At 71.2% G+C, this 22,844-nt stretch carries 21 protein-coding genes; 14 read left to right on the plus strand and 7 right to left on the minus strand.

From position 1 onward, the window contains the following. Positions 1–124: 124 nt before the first annotated feature. Positions 125–3,241, plus strand: coding sequence for a Flp family type IVb pilin (locus ACIBJC_RS36075; RefSeq protein ID WP_399300124.1), 3,117 nt, complete (start codon positions 125–127; stop codon positions 3,239–3,241). Positions 3,242–3,262: 21 nt separating this feature from the next. Here ACIBJC_RS36075 and ACIBJC_RS36080 read toward each other — a convergent pair whose 3' ends face one another. After that, the gene (locus tag ACIBJC_RS36080) at positions 3,263–3,781 is read right to left on the minus strand and encodes a DUF1203 domain-containing protein (protein WP_399300215.1); all 519 of its coding nucleotides are present in this window, start codon (positions 3,779–3,781) and stop codon (positions 3,263–3,265) included. Positions 3,782–4,151: 370 nt separating this feature from the next. Between ACIBJC_RS36080 and pstS the strand changes: the two genes are divergently transcribed. The 4 genes from pstS (at position 4,152) to pstB (ending at position 8,360) form a co-directional block, all read left to right on the plus strand. Beyond that, positions 4,152–5,291 carry a phosphate ABC transporter substrate-binding protein PstS gene (gene pstS / locus ACIBJC_RS36085; protein WP_399300127.1) on the plus strand — a complete coding sequence of 380 codons (1,140 nt, stop codon included), beginning with the start codon at positions 4,152–4,154 and terminating at the stop codon, positions 5,289–5,291. Between the two features lie 168 nt (positions 5,292–5,459). Then, positions 5,460–6,452, plus strand: a complete 993-nt coding sequence (gene pstC / locus ACIBJC_RS36090) for a phosphate ABC transporter permease subunit PstC (protein WP_399300130.1) — start codon at positions 5,460–5,462, stop codon at positions 6,450–6,452. Continuing rightward, entirely contained in the window at positions 6,449–7,531 is a 1,083-nt protein-coding gene (gene pstA / locus ACIBJC_RS36095; protein ID WP_399300132.1) for a phosphate ABC transporter permease PstA, read from the plus strand. Before pstC ends, pstA begins: the two co-directional genes overlap by 4 nt. Positions 7,532–7,583: 52 nt before the next feature. Continuing rightward, complete coding sequence (pstB, locus tag ACIBJC_RS36100; RefSeq protein WP_399300135.1) at positions 7,584–8,360, plus strand: phosphate ABC transporter ATP-binding protein PstB; 777 nt, start codon at positions 7,584–7,586, stop codon at positions 8,358–8,360. A gap of 174 nt (positions 8,361–8,534) precedes the next feature. On the opposite strand, the gene ACIBJC_RS36105 is transcribed toward pstB, so the two are convergent. After that, entirely contained in the window at positions 8,535–9,533 is a 999-nt protein-coding gene (locus tag ACIBJC_RS36105; protein WP_399300138.1) for an anion permease, read from the minus strand. 5 nt (positions 9,534–9,538) lie between these two features. After that, positions 9,539–10,159: a DUF47 family protein gene (locus ACIBJC_RS36110; RefSeq protein ID WP_329824694.1), complete on the minus strand. Its 621-nt coding sequence runs from the start codon at positions 10,157–10,159 to the stop codon at positions 9,539–9,541. Between the two features lie 216 nt (positions 10,160–10,375). Here ACIBJC_RS36110 and ACIBJC_RS36115 point away from each other — a divergent pair, with 216 nt between their 5' ends. Further along, positions 10,376–10,795: a metal-sensitive transcriptional regulator gene (locus ACIBJC_RS36115; RefSeq protein ID WP_399300142.1), complete on the plus strand. Its 420-nt coding sequence runs from the start codon at positions 10,376–10,378 to the stop codon at positions 10,793–10,795. Between the two features lie 105 nt (positions 10,796–10,900). On the opposite strand, the gene ACIBJC_RS36120 is transcribed toward ACIBJC_RS36115, so the two are convergent. Together ACIBJC_RS36120 and ACIBJC_RS36125 are read right to left on the minus strand one after the other, a co-directional pair. Then, the gene (locus tag ACIBJC_RS36120) at positions 10,901–11,119 is read right to left on the minus strand and encodes a hypothetical protein (RefSeq protein WP_399300145.1); all 219 of its coding nucleotides are present in this window, start codon (positions 11,117–11,119) and stop codon (positions 10,901–10,903) included. A 156-nt stretch (positions 11,120–11,275) separates the two neighbouring features. Beyond that, positions 11,276–12,103, minus strand: coding sequence for a hypothetical protein (locus ACIBJC_RS36125; protein WP_399300148.1), 828 nt, complete (start codon positions 12,101–12,103; stop codon positions 11,276–11,278). A gap of 127 nt (positions 12,104–12,230) precedes the next feature. Between ACIBJC_RS36125 and ACIBJC_RS36130 the strand changes: the two genes are divergently transcribed. The 4 genes from ACIBJC_RS36130 (at position 12,231) to ACIBJC_RS36145 (ending at position 15,973) form a co-directional block, all read left to right on the plus strand. Further along, positions 12,231–12,491, plus strand: a complete 261-nt coding sequence (locus tag ACIBJC_RS36130) for a hypothetical protein (protein ID WP_399300151.1) — start codon at positions 12,231–12,233, stop codon at positions 12,489–12,491. A 95-nt stretch (positions 12,492–12,586) separates the two neighbouring features. Continuing rightward, positions 12,587–14,203: an FAD-binding oxidoreductase gene (locus tag ACIBJC_RS36135; RefSeq protein WP_399300154.1), complete on the plus strand. Its 1,617-nt coding sequence runs from the start codon at positions 12,587–12,589 to the stop codon at positions 14,201–14,203. Positions 14,204–14,330: 127 nt separating this feature from the next. Next, the gene (locus ACIBJC_RS36140) at positions 14,331–15,248 is read left to right on the plus strand and encodes a hypothetical protein (RefSeq protein WP_399300157.1); all 918 of its coding nucleotides are present in this window, start codon (positions 14,331–14,333) and stop codon (positions 15,246–15,248) included. A 107-nt stretch (positions 15,249–15,355) separates the two neighbouring features. After that, positions 15,356–15,973 (plus strand): sortase domain-bontaining protein, encoded by a 618-nt coding sequence (locus ACIBJC_RS36145; RefSeq protein WP_399300160.1) that lies wholly within the window; start codon positions 15,356–15,358, stop codon positions 15,971–15,973. A gap of 27 nt (positions 15,974–16,000) precedes the next feature. Here the strand turns inward: ACIBJC_RS36145 and ACIBJC_RS36150 are convergent, their stop codons facing one another. Together ACIBJC_RS36150 and ACIBJC_RS36155 are read right to left on the minus strand one after the other, a co-directional pair. Next, the gene (locus ACIBJC_RS36150) at positions 16,001–16,729 is read right to left on the minus strand and encodes a phosphatase PAP2 family protein (protein ID WP_399300163.1); all 729 of its coding nucleotides are present in this window, start codon (positions 16,727–16,729) and stop codon (positions 16,001–16,003) included. 289 nt (positions 16,730–17,018) lie between these two features. Next, positions 17,019–18,002: an NlpC/P60 family protein gene (locus tag ACIBJC_RS36155; RefSeq protein ID WP_399300218.1), complete on the minus strand. Its 984-nt coding sequence runs from the start codon at positions 18,000–18,002 to the stop codon at positions 17,019–17,021. A 423-nt stretch (positions 18,003–18,425) separates the two neighbouring features. On the opposite strand from ACIBJC_RS36155, the gene ACIBJC_RS36160 reads away from it, so the two are divergent. The 4 genes from ACIBJC_RS36160 to ACIBJC_RS36175 all read left to right on the plus strand — a co-directional run bounded on the left by ACIBJC_RS36160 (position 18,426) and on the right by ACIBJC_RS36175 (position 22,794). Then, entirely contained in the window at positions 18,426–18,734 is a 309-nt protein-coding gene (locus ACIBJC_RS36160; protein ID WP_003985768.1) for a hypothetical protein, read from the plus strand. A gap of 214 nt (positions 18,735–18,948) precedes the next feature. Next, positions 18,949–19,809 carry a hypothetical protein gene (locus ACIBJC_RS36165; RefSeq protein WP_399300166.1) on the plus strand — a complete coding sequence of 287 codons (861 nt, stop codon included), beginning with the start codon at positions 18,949–18,951 and terminating at the stop codon, positions 19,807–19,809. Beyond that, a complete protein-coding gene (locus tag ACIBJC_RS36170; RefSeq protein WP_399300169.1) occupies positions 19,799–21,244 on the plus strand; it encodes a hypothetical protein in 1,446 nt (481 codons plus the stop codon). The genes ACIBJC_RS36165 and ACIBJC_RS36170 overlap by 11 nt, the downstream gene beginning before the upstream one ends. Beyond that, positions 21,241–22,794: an SCO6880 family protein gene (locus tag ACIBJC_RS36175; protein ID WP_399300172.1), complete on the plus strand. Its 1,554-nt coding sequence runs from the start codon at positions 21,241–21,243 to the stop codon at positions 22,792–22,794. Before ACIBJC_RS36170 ends, ACIBJC_RS36175 begins: the two co-directional genes overlap by 4 nt. The last annotated feature ends 50 nt before the right edge of the window (positions 22,795–22,844 follow it).

Genomic DNA, 22,844 nt, shown 5'->3' on the forward strand with positions numbered 1-22,844 from the left:
CTGCCCAACGCTCTCGGGGGAGGCGGCGGTTGAACACCGCCTAAATGTCGGCGGTCGCACGCCGGAACCGGCTTCGTTGGGACGTCTACCTATGTCCGAGTCAGAGAGCTTGACCGTGCGGGGCGTGGCGCTCGCCCGCGGTGACCGGCGTGAGCTGCCGAAACCGCTCGTCGGCGTGCGGATCCTGCTGCACCTGATGTTCGCCGTCACCGTGCTGGGCGGTGTCAGCGCCTTCATCTCGCTGGCCGACCTCGATGTCCTCTCCCCCGCACTGGTTCTCCTGGCGCTGTACGCCATCGCCCCCGGCATCGCGGCCCTGGTGCTCGCGCAGCGCCTGTGGACGGGCGGGAGGACCGTGTGGATCGGGCTGGTCGCCGTACAGGCGTGGCTGCTGCTCGGCAGCCTGATCAACCTCTACGACGGTTCCGAGCACGGCTTCAGCCAAATGCTGCTGCCCAGCGCGCTGCTGGCGCTGATATGCGTCAAGGACAGCCGCGCCTGGTTCGCACTCCCGCAGGACATCAGGCCGTCGAGGCCGCGCTGGAACCGGGAACGACTGGGCCGCCTCAAGGTCCCGTCGCTGCCGCACCTCATCAGGTGGCGCCGGGACCGCGGCCAGACGGCCGTCGAGTACCTGGGGCTCCTGACGGTGGTCGTGGCGCTCATCGGGTCGATCGCCCTCGGCGGCGTCGGAGCGCGGATCTCGGACGGCCTGCACTCCGCGATCTGCAGCCTGACGGGCGACTCGTGCACGACGGTCGTGGCCGGGGGCGGCGGAGGTGGCGGGGGCACAGGCGGAGGCGGTAACGGCGGCGTCGGCAGCATCGGGGGAGGCTCGGGAGCTTCGGGTGGCTCGGGCGGGTCCGGCGGCTCGGGCGGCTCCGGCGGTGCCGGCGGGTCCGGCGGTGCCGACGGAGGATCGGGCAGCGCGGGCGGTACAGGTGGTACGGGCGGTACGGGCGGGGAGTCCGACGGCGGAGGCAATTCCTCGGGCGGCAGCTCCTCGGGCGGCAATTCCTCGGGGGGTGGCTCCTCCAGTGGCGGCAACGACGATGACGACGACAACCCGTTCACCGTCGGGGGCGGCTCCACCAGCGGAAACAGTTCCGGCGGCGGCAGTTCCGGCGGAAACAGCGGCAACTCCGGCGGCAGCAACGGTTCAGGCGGCAGCGACAGCGGCGGCGCGAGCGGCGGCACCAACAGCTCCGGCGGCGGCAGCTCCAGCGGCGGCGGAAGCAGCAGCGGAGGCAGCTCATCAGGTGGCAGCTCCTCGGGCGGCAGCTCATCAGGTGGCAGCTCCTCGGGCGGCAGCTCCTCCGGCGGCACCAACGATGACGATGACGACGACGGCCCGTTCGCCGTCGCCGGCGGATCCACCGGAGGCAACAACTCCGGCGGAAACAACAGCTCGGGCGGCGGCACGAGCTCCGGCGGGAGCAGCGGAGGAAACAGCAGCAACTCAGGCGGCAGCGACAGCTCGGGCGGCAGCGACAGCGGCGGAAGCAGCTCGGGCGGCAGCGACAGCGGCGGAAGCAGCTCGGGCGGCAGCGACAGCGGCGGAAGCAGCTCGGGCGGAGGAAGCTCCAGCGGCGGCGGAAGCAGCAGCGGTGGAAGCTCCGGGGGCGGCAGCTCCAGCGGGGGCAGTTCGGGCGGGGGCAGTTCCAGCGGCGGCGGAAGCTCCGGCGGGGGCAGTTCGGGCGGCGGCAGCTCCAGCAGCGGTGGAAGCTCCAGCGGCGGCAGCTCCAGCGGCGGCGGAAGCAGCAGCGGAGGAAGCTCCGGCGGGGGCAGCTCCAGCGGCGGCGGAAGCTCCGGCGGCGGCAGCTCCAGCGGCGGCGGAAGCAGCAGCGGAGGAAGCTCCGACGGGGGCAGTTCCAGCGGCGGCGGCAGCTCCAGCGGCGGCGGAAGCAGCGGCGGCGGCAGCAGCTCCGGCAGCGGAATCGGGGGCCCCAGCATCGGGGGCGGAAGCTCCGGCGGAGGCAGCAGCAGCGGGGGCGGCAGCTCCAGCGGGGGCAGCAGCGGCGGTAGCAGCTCCGGCGGCGCGAGCGGCGGAGGCAGCAGCAGTGGCGGGCAGACCACCGGCGGAAAAGACGACAAGAACGACAAGAACGATAAAGAAGACGACAAAGACACGGACGAGGACGAAGACCAGGACGAAGACCAGGACAAGGACAAGGACAAAGACAAGAAAGACAACGACGACTGCAGTGAGGGCCGGCCTATCGGATCGCAGATGCTGGGCCGGCGCCCCATCGCCACAACGGCGTCCTACTCAGGCACCGGCACAAGCACCCGCACCATCGCTCTCGTACAGCACACGACCGTCACCGACAGCCGCCCGCTCGCGCTGGAGCCCGCGTCCGACGGGGACGGAGGGATCGGCAGCCTGATCGACGACATGGCCGGGCTCTCCCTCTCGGGCTTCGACACCTATCAGGAGGCCGACGCCGACGCGCGCGACAGGCTCGACGGCGACGGCGACACGGAGATGGGGGACGGCGACAAGGGCACTCCGTCCAACCCCGACAACCCCGACAAGGGGAAGGCCCCGGAGGGCGACAACTGCTCCACCCCCAGCGGCAGCAACGGCACCACCGCCGACCAGCCCGACCCGCGCGACGTCGCCGCCAACCCCGACATCAACTGGGCCGGCATTCCGGACAACGTCGCCTACCGCAACTCGAACGAGCCGCTCTACCGCTCCGACAACCGCCCCCCGTCGGTGATCTTCAACGAGGGCTTCCGGCCGATCAAACCCAGCAACGCGGATCTGCACAACTACGTGCTGACCAACGAGCCGGCGATGTACGTCTCCACCACGACCTCGGACAGCCTCAACCTCGAATGGAAGGGCGCGTACGTCTACGACGTCCAGGCGCCCGGCGGGATCGACATCAACGCCACCTACGCGAATTACGGAAGCCCCTCTCCTTACCCGTACCAGCAGGAGATCGCCTTCCCCGGCGGGGTCGACCCGAAGTTCATCAAGGGCGTGTGGCAGTCCAACCCGGACGGCTCACGCGGCGCCTATCTCCCGAACCCCAACTACAACCCGGGCGGGGGCGGCGGAGGCGGCTCGGGATCGGGCTCGGGCTCGGGCTCGGGCTCGTCCACCGGCAGTACGGGCAGCACCAGCGGCGCATCAGGCGGCGAAGGAGGCGGAGGCGGGGGCACGGACCCCGACGGCGACGTCACCATGGAGGACATGGACGACAGGGCCTCCGACCTCTTCACCATCACGTAGCCCGCGCCCCCACCGCCGCCCCTACGGCCGCCGCACCTCGAACTGGAAGCAGCCGTACTCCACGGCCCGTACGTGCACCAGTGCCACCTCCGGCTCCGCGAAGGCGTCGGCGAGTGCCTGGTCGAAACCGGCCGTGGAGTCCTCGGGAACCTCGAAGAGGCGTCCGCCGGCGATACGTCCCCCGGCGTCGTAACGGCGGAGGGTACGGAGCGCCCCCGGCCGTGCGAAGGGATACCCCGGGGCGCCCTGCGGCCCCGCGCACTCCTCCGCGTGGATGAACACCGGCCCCGTTTCGTCGTACGCCCCCGGCTCGGCCCCGTGCGCCGCCGCCCAGCGCCGCAGGGGCGCGTACGAGACGAGCGCGATCCGGTCGCCGGCGACGACGTTCCGCAGGCAGCAGCGCAGCGGACTGCCCACGCAGGCGAGGGGCGCACCGTCCTCACGCGCGGTGAACGGCCGCAGGCCCTGCCCGGCGTCGTCCGTGTCGCGGAGCTCCTGGAGGGCGCCGGGAGCGATGGGCAGGGGGGTGTACGCGGTCACGGAGGTGCACGTGGTCACGGGGGTGTACGCGGTCACGGAGGTGTGTGTGGTCATACGCCAAGTCTTCGGGCCCCTGTCCCCGGCGTGCTGGCGGTATTCGGACGACGAGCCGCCACCGGAGGCGCCCCTTCCGGGCCCCGTGCGGGTCGGCCACGGGGCAGCCACGGGTCGGCCACAGCTCGGCCGGAAATCGAACCCCAGGGTGTCCGGCGAGGTTCACCTTCCGTTCACCCCCTTCCGTCGGCGGCTTCACCTGATCTGCCTAATTTCGGCCTTACACGGTGACGGTTAAAGCGCCGCACCGGCCACCTCGACGCACGCCGCCGTACAACAGGTCAGACCGGCGGCTCCTGGAAGGAACACCCCAAAAGTGAAGCTTCAGCGCAAGAACGGGCTGCGCGCCACCGCGCTCGGTGCCCTCGCCGTCTCCGGCGCCCTGGTTCTCACGGCGTGCGGTTCGGACAACAACAACGAGGGCAGCACCGCCGGCAGCGGCACGAAGTCCAGCGCCGCCTCCAGCGCGGTCTGCAAGGATGCCAAGGGCCAGTTGCTCGCGTCCGGCTCCAGCGCGCAGAAGAACGCCATGGACCTGTGGGTGAAGAACTACATGTCCACCTGCGCCGGTGTGGAGGTCAACTACAAGTCCTCCTCCTCCGGCGAGGGCATCGTCGCGTTCAACCAGGGCACGGTCGGCTTCGCCGGCTCCGACTCGGCGCTCAAGCCCGAAGAGGTCGCCGACTCGAAGAAGACGTGTACGGGTGGCGGCCAGGGCATCAACCTGCCGATGGTCGGCGGACCGATCGCGATCGGTTACCACCTGGAGGGTGTGGACAACCTCGTCCTCGACGCGCCCACGCTCGCCAAGATCTTCGACAGCAAGATAAAGACCTGGAACGACCCGGCGATCAAGGCGCTCAACCCGGACGCCAAGCTGCCGAACAAGCCGATCCAGGCGTTCCACCGCTCCGAGGACTCCGGCACCACGCAGAACCTCGGCAAGTACCTGGGCGCCACGGCCTCCTCGGACTGGAAGTACGAGGCCGAGAAGAAGTGGCCGGCCCCCGGTGGCCAGGCCGCTTCCGGCTCCGCCGGTGTCGCCACGCAGGTGAAGCAGGTGGACGGCTCGATCGGTTACTTCGAGCTCTCGTACGCCACCTCGCAGAAGCTCTCCACGGTCAAGATCGACACGGGCGCCAGCGCCCCCGTCGAGGCGACCTCGGAGAACGCCTCCAAGGCCATCGCCGCCGCCAAGGTCAAGGGCACCGGCAAGGACCTGGCGCTCGACCTCGACTACGCCACCAAGGCCGACGGCGCCTACCCGATCGTTCTGGTGACGTACGAGATCGCCTGCGACAAGGGCAACAAGCCGGCCACGCTCGCCACGATGAAGTCCTTCCTGACCTACACCTCCAGCGAGGACGGCCAGAAGCTTCTCTCCGAGGCGGGTTACGCCCCGATCCCGGCCGAGATCAACGCCAAGGTCCGCGAGACCGTCGCCTCGCTCTCCTAGCCCGACCGGCCTGACCGGCCCGACCGGCCCTCCCGCACGGGAGGGCCACACGCTCCACGGTGACGGCAGCCGGCCCGGCGCACCCCTCCGGGCCGGTGGCCGTCCCCCATCCCATCCGGTGCACCGCCGCCAGGGGAGCCAGCACTCCCCCACACAGACCGGAAAGACATGGCTTCCACCACACCGATAGACATTCCGCCGGCCCCGCCGGCCGACCCCCCGTCCCGGCCCTCCACGGGCCGCGCGGGCGACAAGATCTTCTCGGGCCTCTCCAGGGGCTCGGGCATTCTGCTGCTCGTCCTCATGGCGTCGATCGCGGGGTTCCTCACCTACCGCGCCGCCATCGCCATCTCGCAGGACCAGGGCAACTTCCTCACGACCTTCGACTGGAACCCCTCCGCGAGCCCGCCGGTCTTCGGCATCGCGGTCCTGCTCTTCGGCACGATCATCAGCTCGATCATCGCGATGTTCATCGCGGTTCCGATCGCCGTCGGCATCGCCCTGTTCATCTCGCACTACGCGCCGCGCCGACTGGCCGCGCCCCTCGCGTACGTGGTGGACCTGCTGGCCGCCGTGCCGAGCATCATCTACGGCATCTGGGGTGCCGTCGTGCTCGTGCCGTATCTCGGCGGTCTCAACAGTTGGCTCGACGAGTACTTCGCGTGGACGTACATCTTCGACCAGACGCAGCCCGGCGTGGCCAGGAACATGCTGACCGTCGGCATCCTGCTGGCGATCATGATCCTGCCGATCGTGACGAGCGTCAGCCGGGAGGTCTTCCTCCAGGTCCCGCGGATGAACGAGGAGGCCGCGCTCGCGCTCGGCGCCACCCGCTGGGAGGTCATCCGGCTCTCCGTGCTCCCCTTCGGGCGCTCGGGTGTCATCTCCGCCTCGATGCTGGGCCTCGGCCGCGCGCTCGGCGAGACGATGGCCGTCGCCACGGTCCTCTCCCCGAACTACCTGATCTCGCTCCACCTGCTCGACCCGGGCGGCGGCACGTTCGCCCAGAACATCGCGGCGAAGTTCGACGAGGCCGACGAGCTGGGGCGCGACGCCCTGATCGCCTCCGGTCTGGTCCTCTTCGTCCTCACCCTGCTGGTGAACGGTGCGGCCCGGCTGATCATCGCGCGCCGCAAGGAGTACTCGGGGGCCAACGCATGAGCCACGCAGCCATACAGGACACGCCGACCCCCGTACCGCCGTCCGGCGGCCGGCGCGGCAGCCTCAGCCAGCGGAGCCTGCCGCGCTGGGCCCCGGCCGGCTTCGCCGCGCTCGGCGTTCTCGTCGGCGTCGGCATCGGCGCGGGCGCGGGCCTGAGCAGCAAGGTCCAGTGGGGCCTGATCGCCGTCGTCGCCTTCCTCGCCGTCTCGTACACCGTCACGACAGCCGTCGAGAACCAGCGCCAGGCCAAGGACCGGCTCGCCACCAGCGTCGTCTGGGTGTGCTTCGTCCTCGCGGTCATCCCGCTGTTCTCGCTGCTGTGGACCACGATCGCGCGCGGCGTGAAGGTCCTCGACGTCAACTTCCTGACGCACTCCATGGCCGGGGTCCTGGGCTCCGAGGCGAACGGCGGCGTCTACCACGCGCTGATCGGCACGCTGGAGCAGGTCGGCATCGCCACGGTGATCGCCACCCCGCTCGGTCTGCTGACCGCCGTCTACCTGGTGGAGTACGGCAAGGGCGGGCTCGCCAAGGCGGTGACGTTCTTCGTGGACGTCATGACCGGCATCCCGTCGATCGTCGCCGGTCTGTTCATCCTCTCGCTGATGCTGATGACCGGTACCGAGCCGTCCGGCCTGATGGGCTCGCTCGCGCTGACGATCCTGATGCTCCCCGTCGTGGTCCGCTCCACCGAGGAGATGCTCAAGCTCGTACCGAACGAGCTGCGCGAGGCCGCGCTCGCCCTGGGCGTACCGAAGTGGCGCATGATCCTCAAGGTGGTCCTGCCGACCGCGATCGGCGGCATCACCACCGGTGTGATGCTCGCGATCGCGCGTATCGCGGGGGAGACCGCGCCGATCATCCTTCTCGTCTTCGGCAGCCAGCTCATCAACAACAACCCCTTCGAGGGTGCCCAGTCGTCGCTCCCCTTCTACATTTACGAGCAGTACAAGCTCGGTGAAGTGGCGTCGGTCGACCGTGCGTGGGCGGCAGCGCTGGTGCTGATCGCGTTCGTGATGATCCTGAACCTGGTGGCGCGCGGCATAGCCCGCTGGAAGGCCCCGAAGACCGGCCGCTGAGGCCCGAATCCCGGCTCCGCCGCGCGGAGCCACGAAAGAAGCAGTGGTTGTAATGGCCAAGCGCATCGACGTCAGCGGACTGACCGCCTTCTACGGCTCCCACCGGGCCATCGACGACATCTCGATGACCGTCGAGCCCCGCTCCGTGACGGCCTTCATCGGCCCGTCCGGCTGCGGCAAGTCCACCTTCCTGCGCACCCTGAACCGGATGCACGAGGTCACCCCCGGTGGCCGCGTCGAGGGCAAGGTGCTCCTGGACGACGAGAACCTGTACGGGGCGAACGTCGACCCGGTCGCGGTACGCCGTACCGTCGGCATGGTCTTCCAGCGCCCGAACCCGTTCCCGACCATGTCGATCTTCGACAATGTCGCGGCGGGGCTGCGGCTGAACGGCTCGGCCCGCAAGAACGAGCTGGCGGACGTCGTCGAGAAGTCCCTCAAGGGCGCGAACCTCTGGAACGAGGTCAAGGACCGCCTGAACAAGCCCGGCTCCGGGCTCTCCGGCGGCCAGCAGCAGCGGCTGTGCATCGCCCGCGCGATCGCGGTCGAGCCGGAGGTGCTGCTGATGGACGAGCCGTGCTCGGCGCTGGACCCGATCTCCACGCTCGCGATCGAGGACCTGATCGGGGAGCTGAAGGAGCGCTTCACGATCGTCATCGTGACGCACAACATGCAGCAGGCGGCGCGGGTCTCGGACCGTACGGCCTTCTTCAACCTGGCGGCCGTCGGCCAGCCCGGCAAGCTCATCGAGATAGACGAGACCGAGCGGATCTTCGCCAACCCGTCCGTGCAGGCGACGGAGGACTACATCTCCGGCCGCTTCGGATAGGTCCCCGTCCGACGGCTCGGACGGTCGGCCGCCCTCGGACGGTCCGGACCTGGCGACACAGACGTCCTGCGGTGCTGCATGGCGGTGCCACCGCAAGACGAAGGGCCCGCCCCCTCTCCCAGGGGGCGGGCCCCATCGCGTTACGGAACGCGGGCCGGGCGCGGAGGACCGGCGTCAGCCGAAGGCGAGGCTGACCATCCAGAAGCTGACGGCCGCCACCAGCGCCGCCGCGGGCATCGTGATGAACCAGCCCAGGATGATGTTCTTGGCGACACCCCAGCGGACCGCGTTCACCCGCTTCGTCGCCCCCACGCCCATGATCGCCGAGGTGATGACATGCGTCGTCGAGATCGGCGCGTGGAACAGGAACGCCGAGCCGAACATGATCGACGCCCCGGTCGTCTCCGCCGCGAAGCCCTGCGGCGGGTCCAGCTCGATGATCTTCCGGCCGAGCGTCCGCATGATGCGCCAGCCGCCCGCGTACGTACCGAGGGAGAGCATCAGCGCGCAGACGATCTTCACCCAGACCGGGATCTCGTCGCCGGAGCCCTCGACATCGGCGATGACCAGGGCCATCACCACGATGCCCATCGTCTTCTGCGCGTCCTGGAGACCGTGTCCCAGCGCCATGCCCGCCGCCGAGACGGTCTGGGCTATCCGGAAGCCGCGCTTGGCCTTGTGCGGGTTGGACCTGCGGAACATCCACATGATCGCGACCATCACCAGATAGCCCACGACCAGTCCGATGACCGGCGAGATGAACATCGGGATGACGACCTTCTCCAGGACCCCGGACCAGATCACCTCCGTACCGCCGGCGAGCGCCGCGCCCACCATGCCGCCGAACAGCGCGTGCGAGGAGGAGGACGGCAGCCCGAAGTACCAGGTGACCAGGTTCCAGACGATCGCCCCGACCAGCGCGGCGAAGAGGATGCCCATGCCCCGCGAACCGTGGGGGGTGGCGATCAGCCCTTCGCTGACGGTCTTGGCGACGCCCTGCCCCAGGAACGCGCCCGCGAGGTTCATGACGGCGGCCATCGCGAGGGCGGCGCGCGGCGTCAGGGCCCGGGTGGAGACCGAGGTCGCGATCGCGTTCGCGGAGTCGTGGAAGCCGTTGGTGTACGTGAAGCCGAGCGCGACGCCGATGGTCACGATCAGCGCAAAGGTGTCCACGTGGTTCAGGACTCCTTGACGGCGATGGTCTCCACCGTGTTCGCGACGTGCTCGAACGCGTCGGCGGCCTCTTCGAGCACATCGACGATCTGCTTGAGCTTGAGTACTTCCATCGCGTCGTACTTGCCGTTGAAGAGGTGGGCCAGCAGCTTGCGGTGGATCTGGTCGGCCTGGTTCTCCAGCCGGTTGACCTCGATCCAGTACTCGGTGAGGTTGTTCATCGTCCGCAGGTGCGGCATGGCCTCGGCGGTCAGCTCGGCGGCGCGCGCGAGGACCTCGATCTGCTGCTCGACACCCTTGGGAAGCTCTTCGACGTTGTAGAGGACGACCAGGTCGACGGCCTCCTCCATGTAATCCATGATGTCGTCGAGCTGGGACGCCAGGTTGTAGATGTCCTCGCGGTCGAACGGCGTGATGAAGGAGGAGTTGAGCTGATGGAAGATCGCGTGAGTGGCGTCGTCGCCCGCGTGCTCCGCTGCCCTCATCCGCTCCGCGATCTCGGCCCGGGCGGAGGAATCCGCACCGAGGAGTTCCATCAGGAGCTTGGAGCCCGTGACGATGTTGTCCGCGGACGCGGCAAACATGTCGTAGAAGCTCGTCTCCCTGGGGGTCAGACGAAATCGCACGTGGGGTCCTCGGGTTACATGGATTCGGTCAGGGGTGATGCTAGGCGCATCATCCGGCCACAGCTAACCGGCACCCCAGTGTCACTCATGGGGCGAGGAGATGAGCACAGGGCCCTGCCCCAAGGCTCACAGACGGGTACCATATACCCACGTGGGGTATATCCACCTTTTCGGGCAACGCGCGCGGAGCGCACGGAACACCAGCAGGAGGACGCGATGACGACCACAGAGGCGGCCGGCGCGGCGACGGGCGACGCGCCCTCCGTGACGAACGCGACGTCCGCGGCGAGCACGGCGAACGCGTCGGCGGCGCCGTCCACGACCGCGGTGACCGAAACCGATCACGACCGCGGGGTGCACGGCTACCACCACCAGAAGGCCGAGCACCTCAAACGGCTGCGCCGGATCGAGGGCCAGATCCGCGGGCTCCAGCGCCTGGTCGACGAGGACGTCTACTGCATCGACATACTCACCCAGGTCTCCGCGTCGACGAAGGCGCTCCAGTCCTTCGCGCTCCAGCTCCTGGAGGAGCATCTGCGGCACTGCGTGGCCGACGCCGCGGTCAAGGGCGGCGACGAGATCGACGCGAAGGTGGAGGAGGCGACGAAAGCGATCGCCCGCCTCCTCCGCACCTGACCCCACGCCCGATCCCGGCCCGGACCCCGGTCCCGACCCCGACCCCGATCCCGGCCCTGACCCCGATCCCGGCCCCGACCTGCCGTACGGCCGCCGCCGGTGCCGTCAGTCGGAGCAGGGCTCCCGCCGGCGAGGGCCCCGGGAGGGCTGCGGGTGGCGCGGGGGCGCGGGGCGCTCGGCCCGTACGTTCAGCACCTCGTCGATACGGTCCGGGCTGAGCCGCTCCCCGTCCGTCGCGGACGCCGCGATCATCAGCTCGCCGCACCACTCGATCTCGGCCAGGGCCACATGGTCGTGAACGGGCGGCGTACGCACCAGAGCCACGTGCCCTCACCTCTTCCTGCCGGTCCGTCCGGTCCCGCCGGTCTCGGCTTCCTAGCGTAGGGAGGGTGGTACACACCGCGCATGGCACGTCCGGACCATTTCCGTGTTGGTCCTCCTCGGTTACGGCTTGATCTGATCTTGCCGCTCCCGGACCGCTCAGGTCTTGATCTCTCCGCTGAAGATGTCGTCCTCCGGGGGCAGCGTCACCGTGACCCGCTCCCCGAACGCGTACAGCAGCGTCGTCGAGGCGACCTCGACCGGCTGCCCCTGGTTGAGATAGCTGAACCGGTGCCTGACCTTGCGCAGCCGCCCCGCCTCGTCCAGATACGCGTCGAACGGCACCGCGTCCGCGCCGAACCCTTTCGCCGCCGCGGCCAGCGCCCCGCGCGCGTCCGCCGACGCCGTCTTCGCGGCCCGGCCCAGATCGGTGACCCCCCGGTAGTGCCAGACCCGTACACCGGCCAGATCCTGCTCCCCGACGAAGGTCACGTCCCGGGCGGCGCGCAGCAGTTCGGCGGAGGTGAGCGGATCCGTCACCCCGCCGGTGACCAGATTCCCGTCCTCCAGGGCCGTCGAGTCGACCCTGACCCACTTGTCGGCGGGTACCCCGGCGCCGCGGTTCTTCATGTAGAGCACGCCCGGCGAGAGCAGTTCGGTGATCGGCCGGTGCTCGCTCGCGCCCGCGGGGTCCCTGGGCAGGACGACCTGGAGCCGCCCCATCCGCCGGCCGAAGTCGTAGCCGCCCTCGCCCCTGATGGTCACCCGGGTCCCGCCGGCCGCCATCTCCATCGACGTACGGGCCTTGGAGCTGCCCGCCGCACGCAGCACGTCGGCCGCCTTCCGCACCGCCCCCGGATCGCTGCCCGGCCGGTCGTCGGCCACCGCGCCGCCGCTCGCGGAACAGCCACCGGCGGCGGCCACGACCCCCGCCACGGCCAGGGCGGCGAACGCCGCTCCTCTGTGTCCGTGCTGCCGCACCACCATCGCCTGCCAACCCCCAACGCGTGACCGCCGTTTGTCCGAAGCCCACCCGTTCCGCATAACGACGCCCGCCGTTCCCCGTCACGCCGCACCCGGTCACGGCGCGCGGACTCACCGGTACGGTGGAGAGGTGAGCGAGCAGCACGTCTCCGAACCCCCCACCGCCCTCTCCCCCCTATCCGCCGCGTCCCCCACCGCGGCGCACACGACCTCGACCCTCGAACGCGGGTCGTTCTGTCTGGCCCGCTGCACCTGCGGCTGGTCGGGCCCGGCCCGAAGAGCCCGCGACCGCGCCCGTACGGACGCCTCCGACCACGCCACCGAACACGCTCCCGGCGTCCACGCCGCGGACGCCGGCAACACCCTCGACGCCACGACCGCCCTCCGCTGAGACTCCCGCCACCCGGTGGAACCCGCCGCGCCCCGTGACCCGTCCTGTACTCCAACGGCATCGCCGAGGGGACGCGGTCATCGGGAGGGGCGTACATGGAACGGCGCACACTGCTCACCGCCGCGGTCGGCCTGGCGGCCACCGCGACGGCCTGCTCGGGCGACACGGGCAGAGACACGGGAAGCGGTACGGAGAGCGGTACGGGCGACTCCGGCAAGGCCCCGGGCCGAGGACCCGAGCCGTCCCCGTCCCGGTCCACCTCCGTGGCCGCCACCGCGGCAGGACCGAGCTGGGCCGCGCTCGCACGGGGGCTCGACGGCGATCTCGTACGGCCCGGCGACGCCGCGTACGCCACGGCCCGTCAGCTCTACAACACCCGCTACGACGACCTGAAACCCGCCGCCGTCGCCTACGCCACCGGCGAGGACGACATCAGGGAGTGCCTCGCCTTCGCGCGCACGCACCGTACGCCCGTCTCGATCCGCGGCGGCGGGCACTCGTACGCGGGCTGGTCCAGCGGCAACGGCCGGCTCGTCATCGACGTGTCGCTGCTCGACTCGCTCACGTACGCGGCCACGGAGACCACGATCGGCGCGGGCGCCCGGCTCTCCGACGTCTACCGCGCGCTCGCGGACCGCGGCCGGACGATCCCCGCCGGGTCCTGCCCCACGGTCGGCGTCGCCGGGCTCACCCTGGGCGGCGGCCACGGCGTCACCTCCCGCGCCTACGGCCTCACCTGCGACAGTCTCCTCTCCGCGACCGTCGTCACGGCCGACGGCAAGCGCCTGACCGCCGACGCACAGCGGAACACGGACCTCTTCTGGGCGCTGCGCGGCGCCGGGAACGGCAACTTCGGCGTCGTCACCGAGCTGCGCTTCCGTACCCACCCGGCGTCCGACGTCGTCGTCGCGAACGCGAGCTGGCCCTGGTCGAAGGCGGACACGCTGCTCGCCGCCTGGCAGAAGTGGGGGCCCGAGCAGCCGGACGAGATCTGGTCCGCCCTCCATCTCACGGCGGGCCCCGGCGGGCAGGCGCCCACCATCTCGCTCTCCGTCCTCTCCCTCGGCACCGAGCAGGACCTCAAGAACGCGGTCGACCGGCTCGCCGACGGCCCCGGCGGACCCGGCTCCGCGCGCTCCGTCTCCGTACGCCGCCGCGGCTACGAGGAGGCGATGCTCGTGTACGCGGGCTGCTCCGGCTACACCGAGGAACAGTGCAGGCTGCCCGGCACGACACCGGGCCGCGACCCCGGGGGCGCGCTCGGGCGCGAGACGTACGCCGGGGCCTCCGACTTCTTCGACCGCTCCCTCTCCGCCGCCGGGCGGCGCGCCCTGACCGCCGCGGTCGAGGGGTTCACCCGGCTCCCGGCCTCGCGGGGCGGCGCCGGTTCGATCGCGCTCACCGCGCTCGGCGGGGCGGTCAACCGCGTCGACCCGGCGGCGACGGCCTTCGTCCACCGGCGCTCGCGGATGCTGGCGCAGTACATCGGCGCGTGGCGCCCCGGTCACCCGGGAACGGAGCAACGGGCCTGGCTGAAAAACACCCATGGGGCGATGCGCAGGTACGCGTCGGGCGCGGCCTACCAGAACTACGCCGACCCGGCGCTGACCGACTGGCGCGCGGCGTACTACGGAACGGCGGCGGACCGGCTGGCCCGGCTGAAGGGGCGGTACGACCCGGACCGGCTCTTCGACTTCCCGCAGGCGCTGTAGGAGTTGTAGGCGCTGGAGGACGTACGTGTCTAGGCCGTACGGCCCACCGAGGTGGCCGCGCGGGGCGCCCGGCGATGACCTGGTAGCAGACCCGCACCGCCAGGCCACCGACCGCAAGGGCGTACTCATGCACCGACCCGGAAACCGCCCCGGAACCGGACTCCGGATAGCCGTACCCGTCACCGCCGCCACCCTGCTCCTCCTCGCGCCGGGCGCCGGCGCCGCCTCGGCCGTCGACCGGCCGACCGATCCGGGTGAGCTGACGCTCATCGACACCGCGGCGGGCCCGGCGCTGGCCGACCGGGCGGGCAACCCGCTCTATCTGCGGACGGCGGACCGGTCGGCGGGCCTCCGGTGCACGGGCGAGTGCGCCAGGACCTGGCCCGCCGCGACGGGCTTTCCGGCCAAGGGGCGGGGCGTGACGGCCATGACCTCGCGGACCGTGCTGCGCGCGGCGAACAGCGGCCGGCCGCAGGTCGTCTACAACGGGCACCCGCTGTATTACTACAAGAACGACCGGCCGAACCGCCCCCAGGGACAGCAGGTGCCGGGCTTCAGCCTGGTGGCCCCGGACGGCACGGCGCTGACGACGGGCGCGGGGGCGGGAGCGGGCGCGTCCAGGTCGCCGAGGCCGGCGGCGTCACCGAGGCCCTCCGCGTCCGGGACGATCTCGGCCACGTCGAGGGCCAGACCCCCGACGGCCTCCGCCACCGCCACGCGGAAAGCCCCGTCCCTCCCGAAGGCCCAGTCCCTCCCGAGGACTTCGGCCCTCCCGAAGGCCGCCGTCACGCCCAGGGCCCCGGTCACCACCCGGAGGTCCTCGGCCACGAGCAGCCCGTCCGTCGGGGCGCTCCGGGTCACCCCGTCCGGCGCGGCGCGGGGCGGCGCCGACCACCCGGTCGCCGCCGCCGACGCGACGGGCCCCGCCGACCGCGACCGCGTGGCCCGGCTCGCCCTCGCCATCGGCACCACCGCCGCGGCCTCCGCGGGCACGATCCTGGTGGTACGCCGCCTCCAGCGCCGCGCGACGGGCGGCGAGCCCTGACCGGACGCGCGGGGCGGACGGACGGCGCGCCCGCCCCGGACGGTGCGCCCGCCACCGCCCCGGACCGGGCGCCGGCCTCCGCCTCCGCCTCGGTCCGGGCGATACGGGTGCTGCTCGCCGTCGCGGTCCTGGGCGGCGCCACCGCCGTGACGCTGCACCTGACGGCCGGGCCGCCCGCCGCACCCGCCGCGACCGCCCCCGCCCGCGAGCCCCGCCTCGTCCGCGTCACGGACGCGCCCTCCGCCCCCGTACGACTGCGGATCCCGGCGCTCGGTGTCGACGCCGCGATCCAGCCGCTGGCGCTCGACCCGGCCGGCACGCTGGACGCGCCGAGTTTCCGGCACGCGATGAAGGTCGGCTGGTACGCGGCGGGCCCGCGCCCCGGCGAGCCCGGCCCCGCCGTGCTGGTCGGCCACCGGGACGCCCCGGCCAACCCGGGCACCGTCCCGGTCCGCAACGGCCGGGACAACATCAAGAACGCGGTCTTCGCCAGGCTGGGCCGGCTGCGGGTGGGCGAGGTGATCGAGACGGAGTCGGGCGACGGCACGCGGCGGCCGTTCCGGGTGACGGCGGTCGACACGTACCCGACGAAGCGCTTCCCCACCGGGCTGGTCTACGGTCCGGTGCCCGACCCGCAGCTACGGCTGATCACCTGCGGCGGGGTCATCGACGCGGACGGCCACTGGGACGCGAACGTGGTCGTCAGCGCGGCGGCGGCGCCGTAGCCGCGTCACCCCGTCGCCCAGGTCGGCTCAGGCGGCCAGGTTGTTGTCGTCCGGGCGCGGCTCGGGGATGCCCAGGGACCGCGTACCGCCGACCGCGTCGGCGCCCGCCGTGCGGTCCGCCTCCCGGGCCCGCCGCGACCGGACGAGCGGGCCGAGCCGCTCCGAGCGGGAGACCGCCGAGACCAGCGGCGTCAGCAGGGCGAGCGCGAGGGGTGTGAGGAGCAGGGCGACGGCCGTGCCGAGGGCGAAGCCCCCGATCACGTCGGTCGGGTAGTGGACGCCCATGTAGACGCGGCAGAAGCCTTCGAGGAGGGCAAGACCGATGGCGGCCAGACCGAACTTCCGGTGGGCGATGAAGATCCCGACGCCCACGGCCATCGCCATCGTGGCGTGGTCGCTGACGAACGAGAAGTCCGTCTTGCCCGTGACGAGGACTTCGAGGTCCTTGTGGTCGACGAACGGCCGCGGCCGTTCCACGAACCCGCGGATCGGGATGTTGACCAGCAGCGCGATCCCGGCGGCGAGCGGCGCCCAGACCAGCCCGGCGACGGCCGTGACCGAGTCCTCGGCCGAGCCGCTCCGGCGCACGCTCCACCAGCACCAGAGCGCGACGAGGACCAGGGCGAGCAGGATCCCGTACTCGCCGGTGAACGCCATGACGCGGTCGGACCAGGACGGGGCGTCCTTGGCCAGTCCGTTGATGTCGTAGAGCAGGCCGACGTCGGGGTTCGAACCGTCCAGTACGAGTCCAGCCATCTGCTGCGGCCCCTTGCCTTGTAAGCCCGCCGCGGCACACCTCCGTGTGCGCCGCTTCCACCAACCCCCGTGGTCGGTACGGAACGTCCGCGCGACATGCCGCGTGATCAGTGATCAGTACCGCAGCTCCCGTCCAGGGAACGGCCTACACGCCGCCCCCGTTCCAGTCTCTACCGAACGATCACCATGACGTTATCGAAGAGTGACACAAAGTCGCAGCTCAGGAGGGCCGAAGGACGGAGACTTCCGGCCACTCGATCACCACGGGCCGACCACTCGTCCGCCCGGTTCAGGCTTCGGGACGGCTTCCCGGCAGCCCGGTCGGCAGCGATTTCGCGCCGTCCTCGGTGACTCTGGTCGCCCCGAAGTAGTCCGGGGTGTCGATCTTGTCGAACCGGATCACGGCACCGGTGTACGGCGCGTTGATCATGTACCCGCCCCCCACGTAGAGCCCGACGTGCCGGATGGCCCGCGAATCGGTGAGATCGTCCGAGAAGAAGACGAGGTCCCCGGGCAGCAGCTCGTCCCGCGAGGGGTGCTTGCCCGCGTTGTACTGGTCGTTGGCCACCCGGGGCAGCTCGATCCCCACGGTCCGGTACGCGGCCTGGGTCAGCCCGGAGCAGTCGAACCGGCCCCCCTGATCGGCGGTCCCGTTCCCGCCCCAGAGGTAGGGCGTGCCGAGCTTCTGCTGCGCGAAGTAAAGGGCCGCGGCGGCCTGCCGCGACGGGTCGACCCGTCCGACGGGCCGGGCGAAGCTCTCCTCCAGCGTGCGGATGATCTTGACGTAGTTCTGGGTCTCCCGGTACGGCGGGACGCCGCTGTACTTGATGACCGCGTACGCCCCGGCGTTGTACGCCGCGAGCATGTTGCTGGTCGGGTCACCGGGCACGTCCTTCACGTATCCGGCGAGTTCACAGTCGTACGAGGCCGCGGAGGGGATCGCGTCGGCCGGGTCCCAGATGTCCCGGACGCCGTCCTTGTTCCCGTCGATCCCGTGGGCCTCCCACGTACCGGGGATGAACTGCCCGATGCCCTTGGCGTCGGCCGGGCTCTGCGCGCTCGGGTTCCACCCGCTCTCCTGGTACAACTGCGCCGCGAGCAGGGCGGGGTTGATGGCGGGGCAGAGATTGCCCCAGGTCGACACGAGATTCTGGTAGGCGGCGGGAACGGCCCCCTTGGCCAGCCCCACGGCCCTGCCGCCCCCCGCCGTACCGCCGACGAGTCCGGCGGCGGCGGAGTACGTACCCACGACGAGCAGGGCGACGAAGGACATCGACAGTCCCCCCGCGCCGGCCACGGCCAGCCATGCCTTACGCACCGTCACCCACCCTCCGCCTCAGGGCCTCTGTCGATTGGCCAGTGTAGGCGGGAGGCCCCCGGATCAGGGGGTGCACTTCGAGGACATGAGGACACAGGGGGCGCACGGAACCCGCAGACCCGGGCGAGCGGGACCATAAAGGTGCAACAACGACAGTCATTGCCCGGAGTCACGCCTCGTGATACACAGAGTAACCATACGTGAACGCGCACCCCCCCCGATCCGTGGCTGGTCAGAGCCCCGGGTCGGTCATCTGTGCGGGGATCGGGTAAAGAGAGCCGCCAAGCGGCCCACGAGGCCAGTTCCATCAGCGAAGATAGAGCGTGACCCGTGTCATGGGGCACGGGCGTGAATGACCCAACAGGGGCGGTGAGTTACATGTACCTGGCGGCCGAAAAGGGCGACATCACCACCATCATCGGTGGCATCGCGCCCAACTGGGGGCCCTTCGGGACACTGGGGAACGAGGCCCGAGTCATGATCGAGGTCGTGATGGCGGTGGCCATCCTGCTCTGCCTCGGTATCGCGATCTGGGGCGCGGCGAAGCAACGGATCGGGGCGACGGCGCTCCGGGACACCTTCAGCGCGGAGCAGGGCAAGGGGCTGATCGTCGCCGGGCTGACCGGCGTCTTCATCATCGGCTCGCTGGGCACGCTGTTCACCATCGTGTACGGCATGGCCGTCTGATGCGGACCGGCCTCGCCGGCCCGCCCCCTCCTCCCTCCGCCCCCTCCGTCCCCTCCTCTCCCCCGCCCACCCCTCGACCCCACCTGTCCCTCGCATCCACCCGCTGAGGTTGCGTCACCCTGATGTCGAGTCACCACACCGCGCCCGCGCGGGAACCAGCACGGCTACCGTCGTACTACGCGGAATCGCACACGGCTGAGGGAGCGTACGCGGCATGAGCTTCGGCGACGAGCACGGCTACGGCGGCGACTCGGGCCGTAAGGACGACGGCTTCGGCGGCTCGGGACAGACCCGTACCCGCCTTCCCGACGCCAGAGGCACCGACCCCTACGGCGACGGTCCGCGCCGTCCGGGCCGCAGCTCGCGCTCCCTCGTCACCGTGGTGGGCGTGGTGGTCCTGCTCATCGCCGCCATCGCGTTCGTGAACCGCGGAGACGGCGGCGACACGGCCGGCGACACCACCAAGGGCGCCTCGGGCGCGGGCGCCGACCCGACGGCGGCGACGGGCGTGAAACCGGTGACGGGCAAGAACGGAACGATCCCGTCGGGCTTCGCCAAGAACGAGCAGGGCGCGGCCAGCGCGGCGGCGAACTACGCGGTGGTCCTGGGTTCGGACGGCATGTTCCACCAGGACAGCCGCCACACCGTCGTCGACAGCGTCTACACCCCCGAGGCGGCGGCCCGGCTGAAGGGGCCGCAGGACCAGGCGTACTCCCCCGAGTTCCTGCGGAAACTGGGCCTGGACGCCGAGGGCAACCCCCCGCAGGGCAGCGACTTCATCTCCCGGACGATCCCGGTCGGGACGAAGGTGGAGAGCCTGGCGGGGGACACCGCGAAGGTGTCGGTCTGGTACACGGGCCTGCTCGGGATGTCAGGGCCCGACTCCACCGACCCGGTGAGCACCACGTGGAAGACCTGGACCTTCGAGCTGAGCTGGACCGGTGACGACTGGAAGATCGCCACCGACGCGCAGAAGAACGGCCCGGCGCCGGTGCCCGGGGACGTCGCGGCCTCCACCGCTGACGAGATCAGCAAGGCTGTCGAGCAGTACGGAGGCTTCACCTATGCCAGGTAGCTCCCGGCGCCCTGTCCGGTCCGTCGTCCGGCCCCGCGTCCGCTCCGTCGCCCACTCCCGGTCCCTCGTACGGCCCCGGGCCCGCTCCGTCGTCGCCGTACTGGCGGGCCTCCAGGCCACGCTCCTCCTGCTCGCCACGCGCGCCACGGCGGCGCCGACGCCCACCCCGTCCCCCTCGTCGAGCGGCGACTGCGATCTGCTGTCCGGCCAGGTCAAGGAGTACTGCGAGCGGGGCGAGAGCGGCACCGGCCGTTCCGGCCCGCCCACCACCACCGACGCCCTCGACCCCCTCGCCTCCCTGGCCCGCGGCTGCGCCGATGCCGCCGCCTGGATCGTCGGGAAGCTCAGCGCCGCCGTGAAGGAGACCGCCAACGTCGACTTCACCAACGCCGCCTTCCTCCGCCAGTACGCCGTCGTCTTCGCGGCCTCCACGATCCTCACGCTCGTCCTCTGGCTCCTCGCCGTCGCCAAGCGCGCCATCCGCGGCGTCCCCCTCACCACCGCGCTCTCCGAGGCCATCGGCTTCCTCTGGCTGACCGTCCTCGCCTCCGCCTTCACCCCGCTGATCCTCTACACCGTCGTCTCCGCCACCGACGGCGTCACCGAGGTCATCTCCACCTCCAGCGGCGGCCAGACCGACGTCTTCTTCGGCGGCTTCTCCGAAGCCCTCAAGAAGGGCGACAGCATCGGCGGCGGACCGATCATGCTGATCGTCGTCTCGCTCGTGTCGATCCTCGCCGCCGGTGTCCTCTGGCTGGAGCTGGTCATCCGGGCGGCCCTCCTCTACGTGGGCGCGCTGCTCGGCACCGTCGTCTACGCCGGACTGGTCGACAAGAACATGTGGGGGCACGTCCGCCGCTGGGCCGGGATCATGATCGCCGTCATCATGGTGAAACCGGTGATCGTGGTCGTCCTCGCCCTGGCCGGCGCGCTCTCCGCCGACAGCGGCCCCGACGCGCTCTCCGCCGTCGTCTCGGGCCTCGCCATCATCATCCTCGCGATCTTCGCCTCGGCGATGATCTACCGCTTCGTGCCCGGCTTCGGCGACGAGATCGCCTCCGCCCGTACCAACCGCAAGCAGGCCACGGACGGTTCTCAGGCCGCCGCCCTCATCAGCTCGCCCGCCGCACTCGTCTCGCAGGGCATCAAGACCCACAGCGGACGCGGCGGCCAGGGCGACGGCGGAGGCGGCGGAGGCGGGGGCGGGGGCGCGCGGCCCGCCAACCCGATCTCCGGCGGCGTCGCCGCGCACAGCGCGCGCAGCGCCTCCGGCGGTACGGGCGGAGGCGGAGGCGGAGGCGGAGGCGGAGGACACATCCCCTCCGCGGCACCCCCGCCCCGCAGCAGCAGCCCCACCAGCTCCACCCCCCACAGCGCACGCGGCTCACGCGGCACCGGTAACGGCAACAACAGCACTGGAGGTGGAGGGCGTTGACGACCCAGATCCAACCGATGGCGCCCCGCCGTACGTATCTCATCGGCCGCGCCAGGCCCAACGCGATCGTCGGCAAGAACCGCGAGACCGGCGAGATCGCCCTGATCATCGCCGGCGCGTTCGTCGGCATGATGTGCGGCCTGCTGGTGCCCGTCCTGTCCCTGCGGATCGTGACGCTGACCGGCTTCCCGCTGCTCGCGCTCGGCGCCGTGTACGTGCCGTACAAGCAGCGCACGCTCTACAAGTGGTTCGAGATCAACCGCAGCTTCAAGCGCACCCTGCGCAACGGCACCGTCTACCGCTCCGGCGCCATGGAGGCCGGCACCCGGTCCGACGGGCGCGAGGTCGAGGTCGGCCCGCCCCCCGGCATCGGCCGGATCAACTGGCTGGCCGCGCCCTTCGGCCCGGACGAGATCGCCGTCCTGCTCCACGCCGACCGCCGTACCGTCACCGCCGCCATCGAGATCGAGGGCCCCGGCGTCGGCCTGCGCGACAGCGAGGACCAGGAGGCCCTGGTCGACCGCTTCGGCACGCTCCTCAAGCATGTCGCCAACGGCGACGGCTTCGTCACCCGCCTCCAGATGCTCGCCCGTACGCTGCCCGCCGACCCCGACGCGCACGAGAAGGACGTGGCCCAGCGCGGCGACGCCTCCTCGCCCGGCTGGCTCCAGGACTCGTACGACCAGCTCCAGTCGATGGTCTCCACCTCCAGCGAGCAGCACCGCGCCTACCTCGTCGCCTGCATGCACTACACGCGCGAACTGGCCGCCGAGGGCCAGGCCATGGCCCGCGCGGCCCGGCAGGCCGCCGGTACGAAGAAGCTCGACCGGGACGCGGGCCTCGCCGTCGTCATGGCCCGTGAGCTGACCGACATCTGCGCCCGGCTCGCCGAGGCCGACATCCGCGTACGGCAGCCCCTCGGCCAGGGGCGGCTGGCCTCGCTCGTCCACTCGATGTACGACCCGGACCACCCGATCGACCACATCCAGGCCATGACGAAACGAAACGCCTGGCCGGCCGAGCTGGACGCCATGGAGCCGACGTACCTCCAGGCCAAGACGCGCGAGTCCTCGACGCGCGCGCCCTGGTGCCACTCCACCGCCTGGGTCAAGGAGTGGCCCATGACGCCCGTGGGCGTCAACTTCCTGGCGCCGCTGCTCGTCCACACCCCCGATGTGATCCGTACGGTCTCGGTCACGATGGACCTCGAACCGACCGAGATCGCCATCGAGCGGATGCTGACGGAGAAGACCAACGACGACGCCGAAGCCAGCCGCGCCGCCAAGATGAACCGTACGGTCGACCCGCGCGACATCGCCGCGCACGGCCGGCTGGACCAGCGGGGTGAAGATCTCGCCAGCGGGGCCGCGGGGGTCAACCTCGTCGGGTACATCACCGTGTCGTCCAGGTCCCCCGAGGCCCTGGCCAGGGACAAGCGGACGATCAGGGCGTCGGCCGGCAAGTCGTACCTGAAGCTGGAGTGGTGCGACCGCGAGCACCACCGGGCCTTCGTGAACACCCTGCCGTTCGCGACCGGTATCCGCCGCTGACCCGGCAGCCCCCACCCACGCAGTCCGATGCTGCCCGACCCGCCGTAGCC

The organism is Streptomyces sp. NPDC050509 (assembly GCF_044457965.1).
Taxonomy (GTDB): domain Bacteria; phylum Actinomycetota; class Actinomycetes; order Streptomycetales; family Streptomycetaceae; genus Streptomyces.

Coding starts and splice junctions, on each gene's coding strand:
- pstB (WP_399300135.1), top strand. CDS start 7,584: ATGGCCAAGCGCATCGACGTCAGCGGACTGACCGCCTTCTACGGCTCC.
- ACIBJC_RS36125 (WP_399300148.1), bottom strand. CDS start 12,103: ATGGTGGTGCGGCAGCACGGACACAGAGGAGCGGCGTTCGCCGCCCTG.
- ACIBJC_RS36160 (WP_003985768.1), top strand. CDS start 18,426: ATGTACCTGGCGGCCGAAAAGGGCGACATCACCACCATCATCGGTGGC.
- ACIBJC_RS36165 (WP_399300166.1), top strand. CDS start 18,949: ATGAGCTTCGGCGACGAGCACGGCTACGGCGGCGACTCGGGCCGTAAG.
- pstC (WP_399300130.1), top strand. CDS start 5,460: ATGGCTTCCACCACACCGATAGACATTCCGCCGGCCCCGCCGGCCGAC.
- ACIBJC_RS36115 (WP_399300142.1), top strand. CDS start 10,376: ATGACGACCACAGAGGCGGCCGGCGCGGCGACGGGCGACGCGCCCTCC.
- ACIBJC_RS36140 (WP_399300157.1), top strand. CDS start 14,331: ATGCACCGACCCGGAAACCGCCCCGGAACCGGACTCCGGATAGCCGTA.
- pstA (WP_399300132.1), top strand. CDS start 6,449: ATGAGCCACGCAGCCATACAGGACACGCCGACCCCCGTACCGCCGTCC.
- ACIBJC_RS36155 (WP_399300218.1), bottom strand. CDS start 18,002: ATGTCCTTCGTCGCCCTGCTCGTCGTGGGTACGTACTCCGCCGCCGCC.
- ACIBJC_RS36150 (WP_399300163.1), bottom strand. CDS start 16,729: ATGGCTGGACTCGTACTGGACGGTTCGAACCCCGACGTCGGCCTGCTC.
- ACIBJC_RS36135 (WP_399300154.1), top strand. CDS start 12,587: ATGGAACGGCGCACACTGCTCACCGCCGCGGTCGGCCTGGCGGCCACC.
- ACIBJC_RS36170 (WP_399300169.1), top strand. CDS start 19,799: ATGCCAGGTAGCTCCCGGCGCCCTGTCCGGTCCGTCGTCCGGCCCCGC.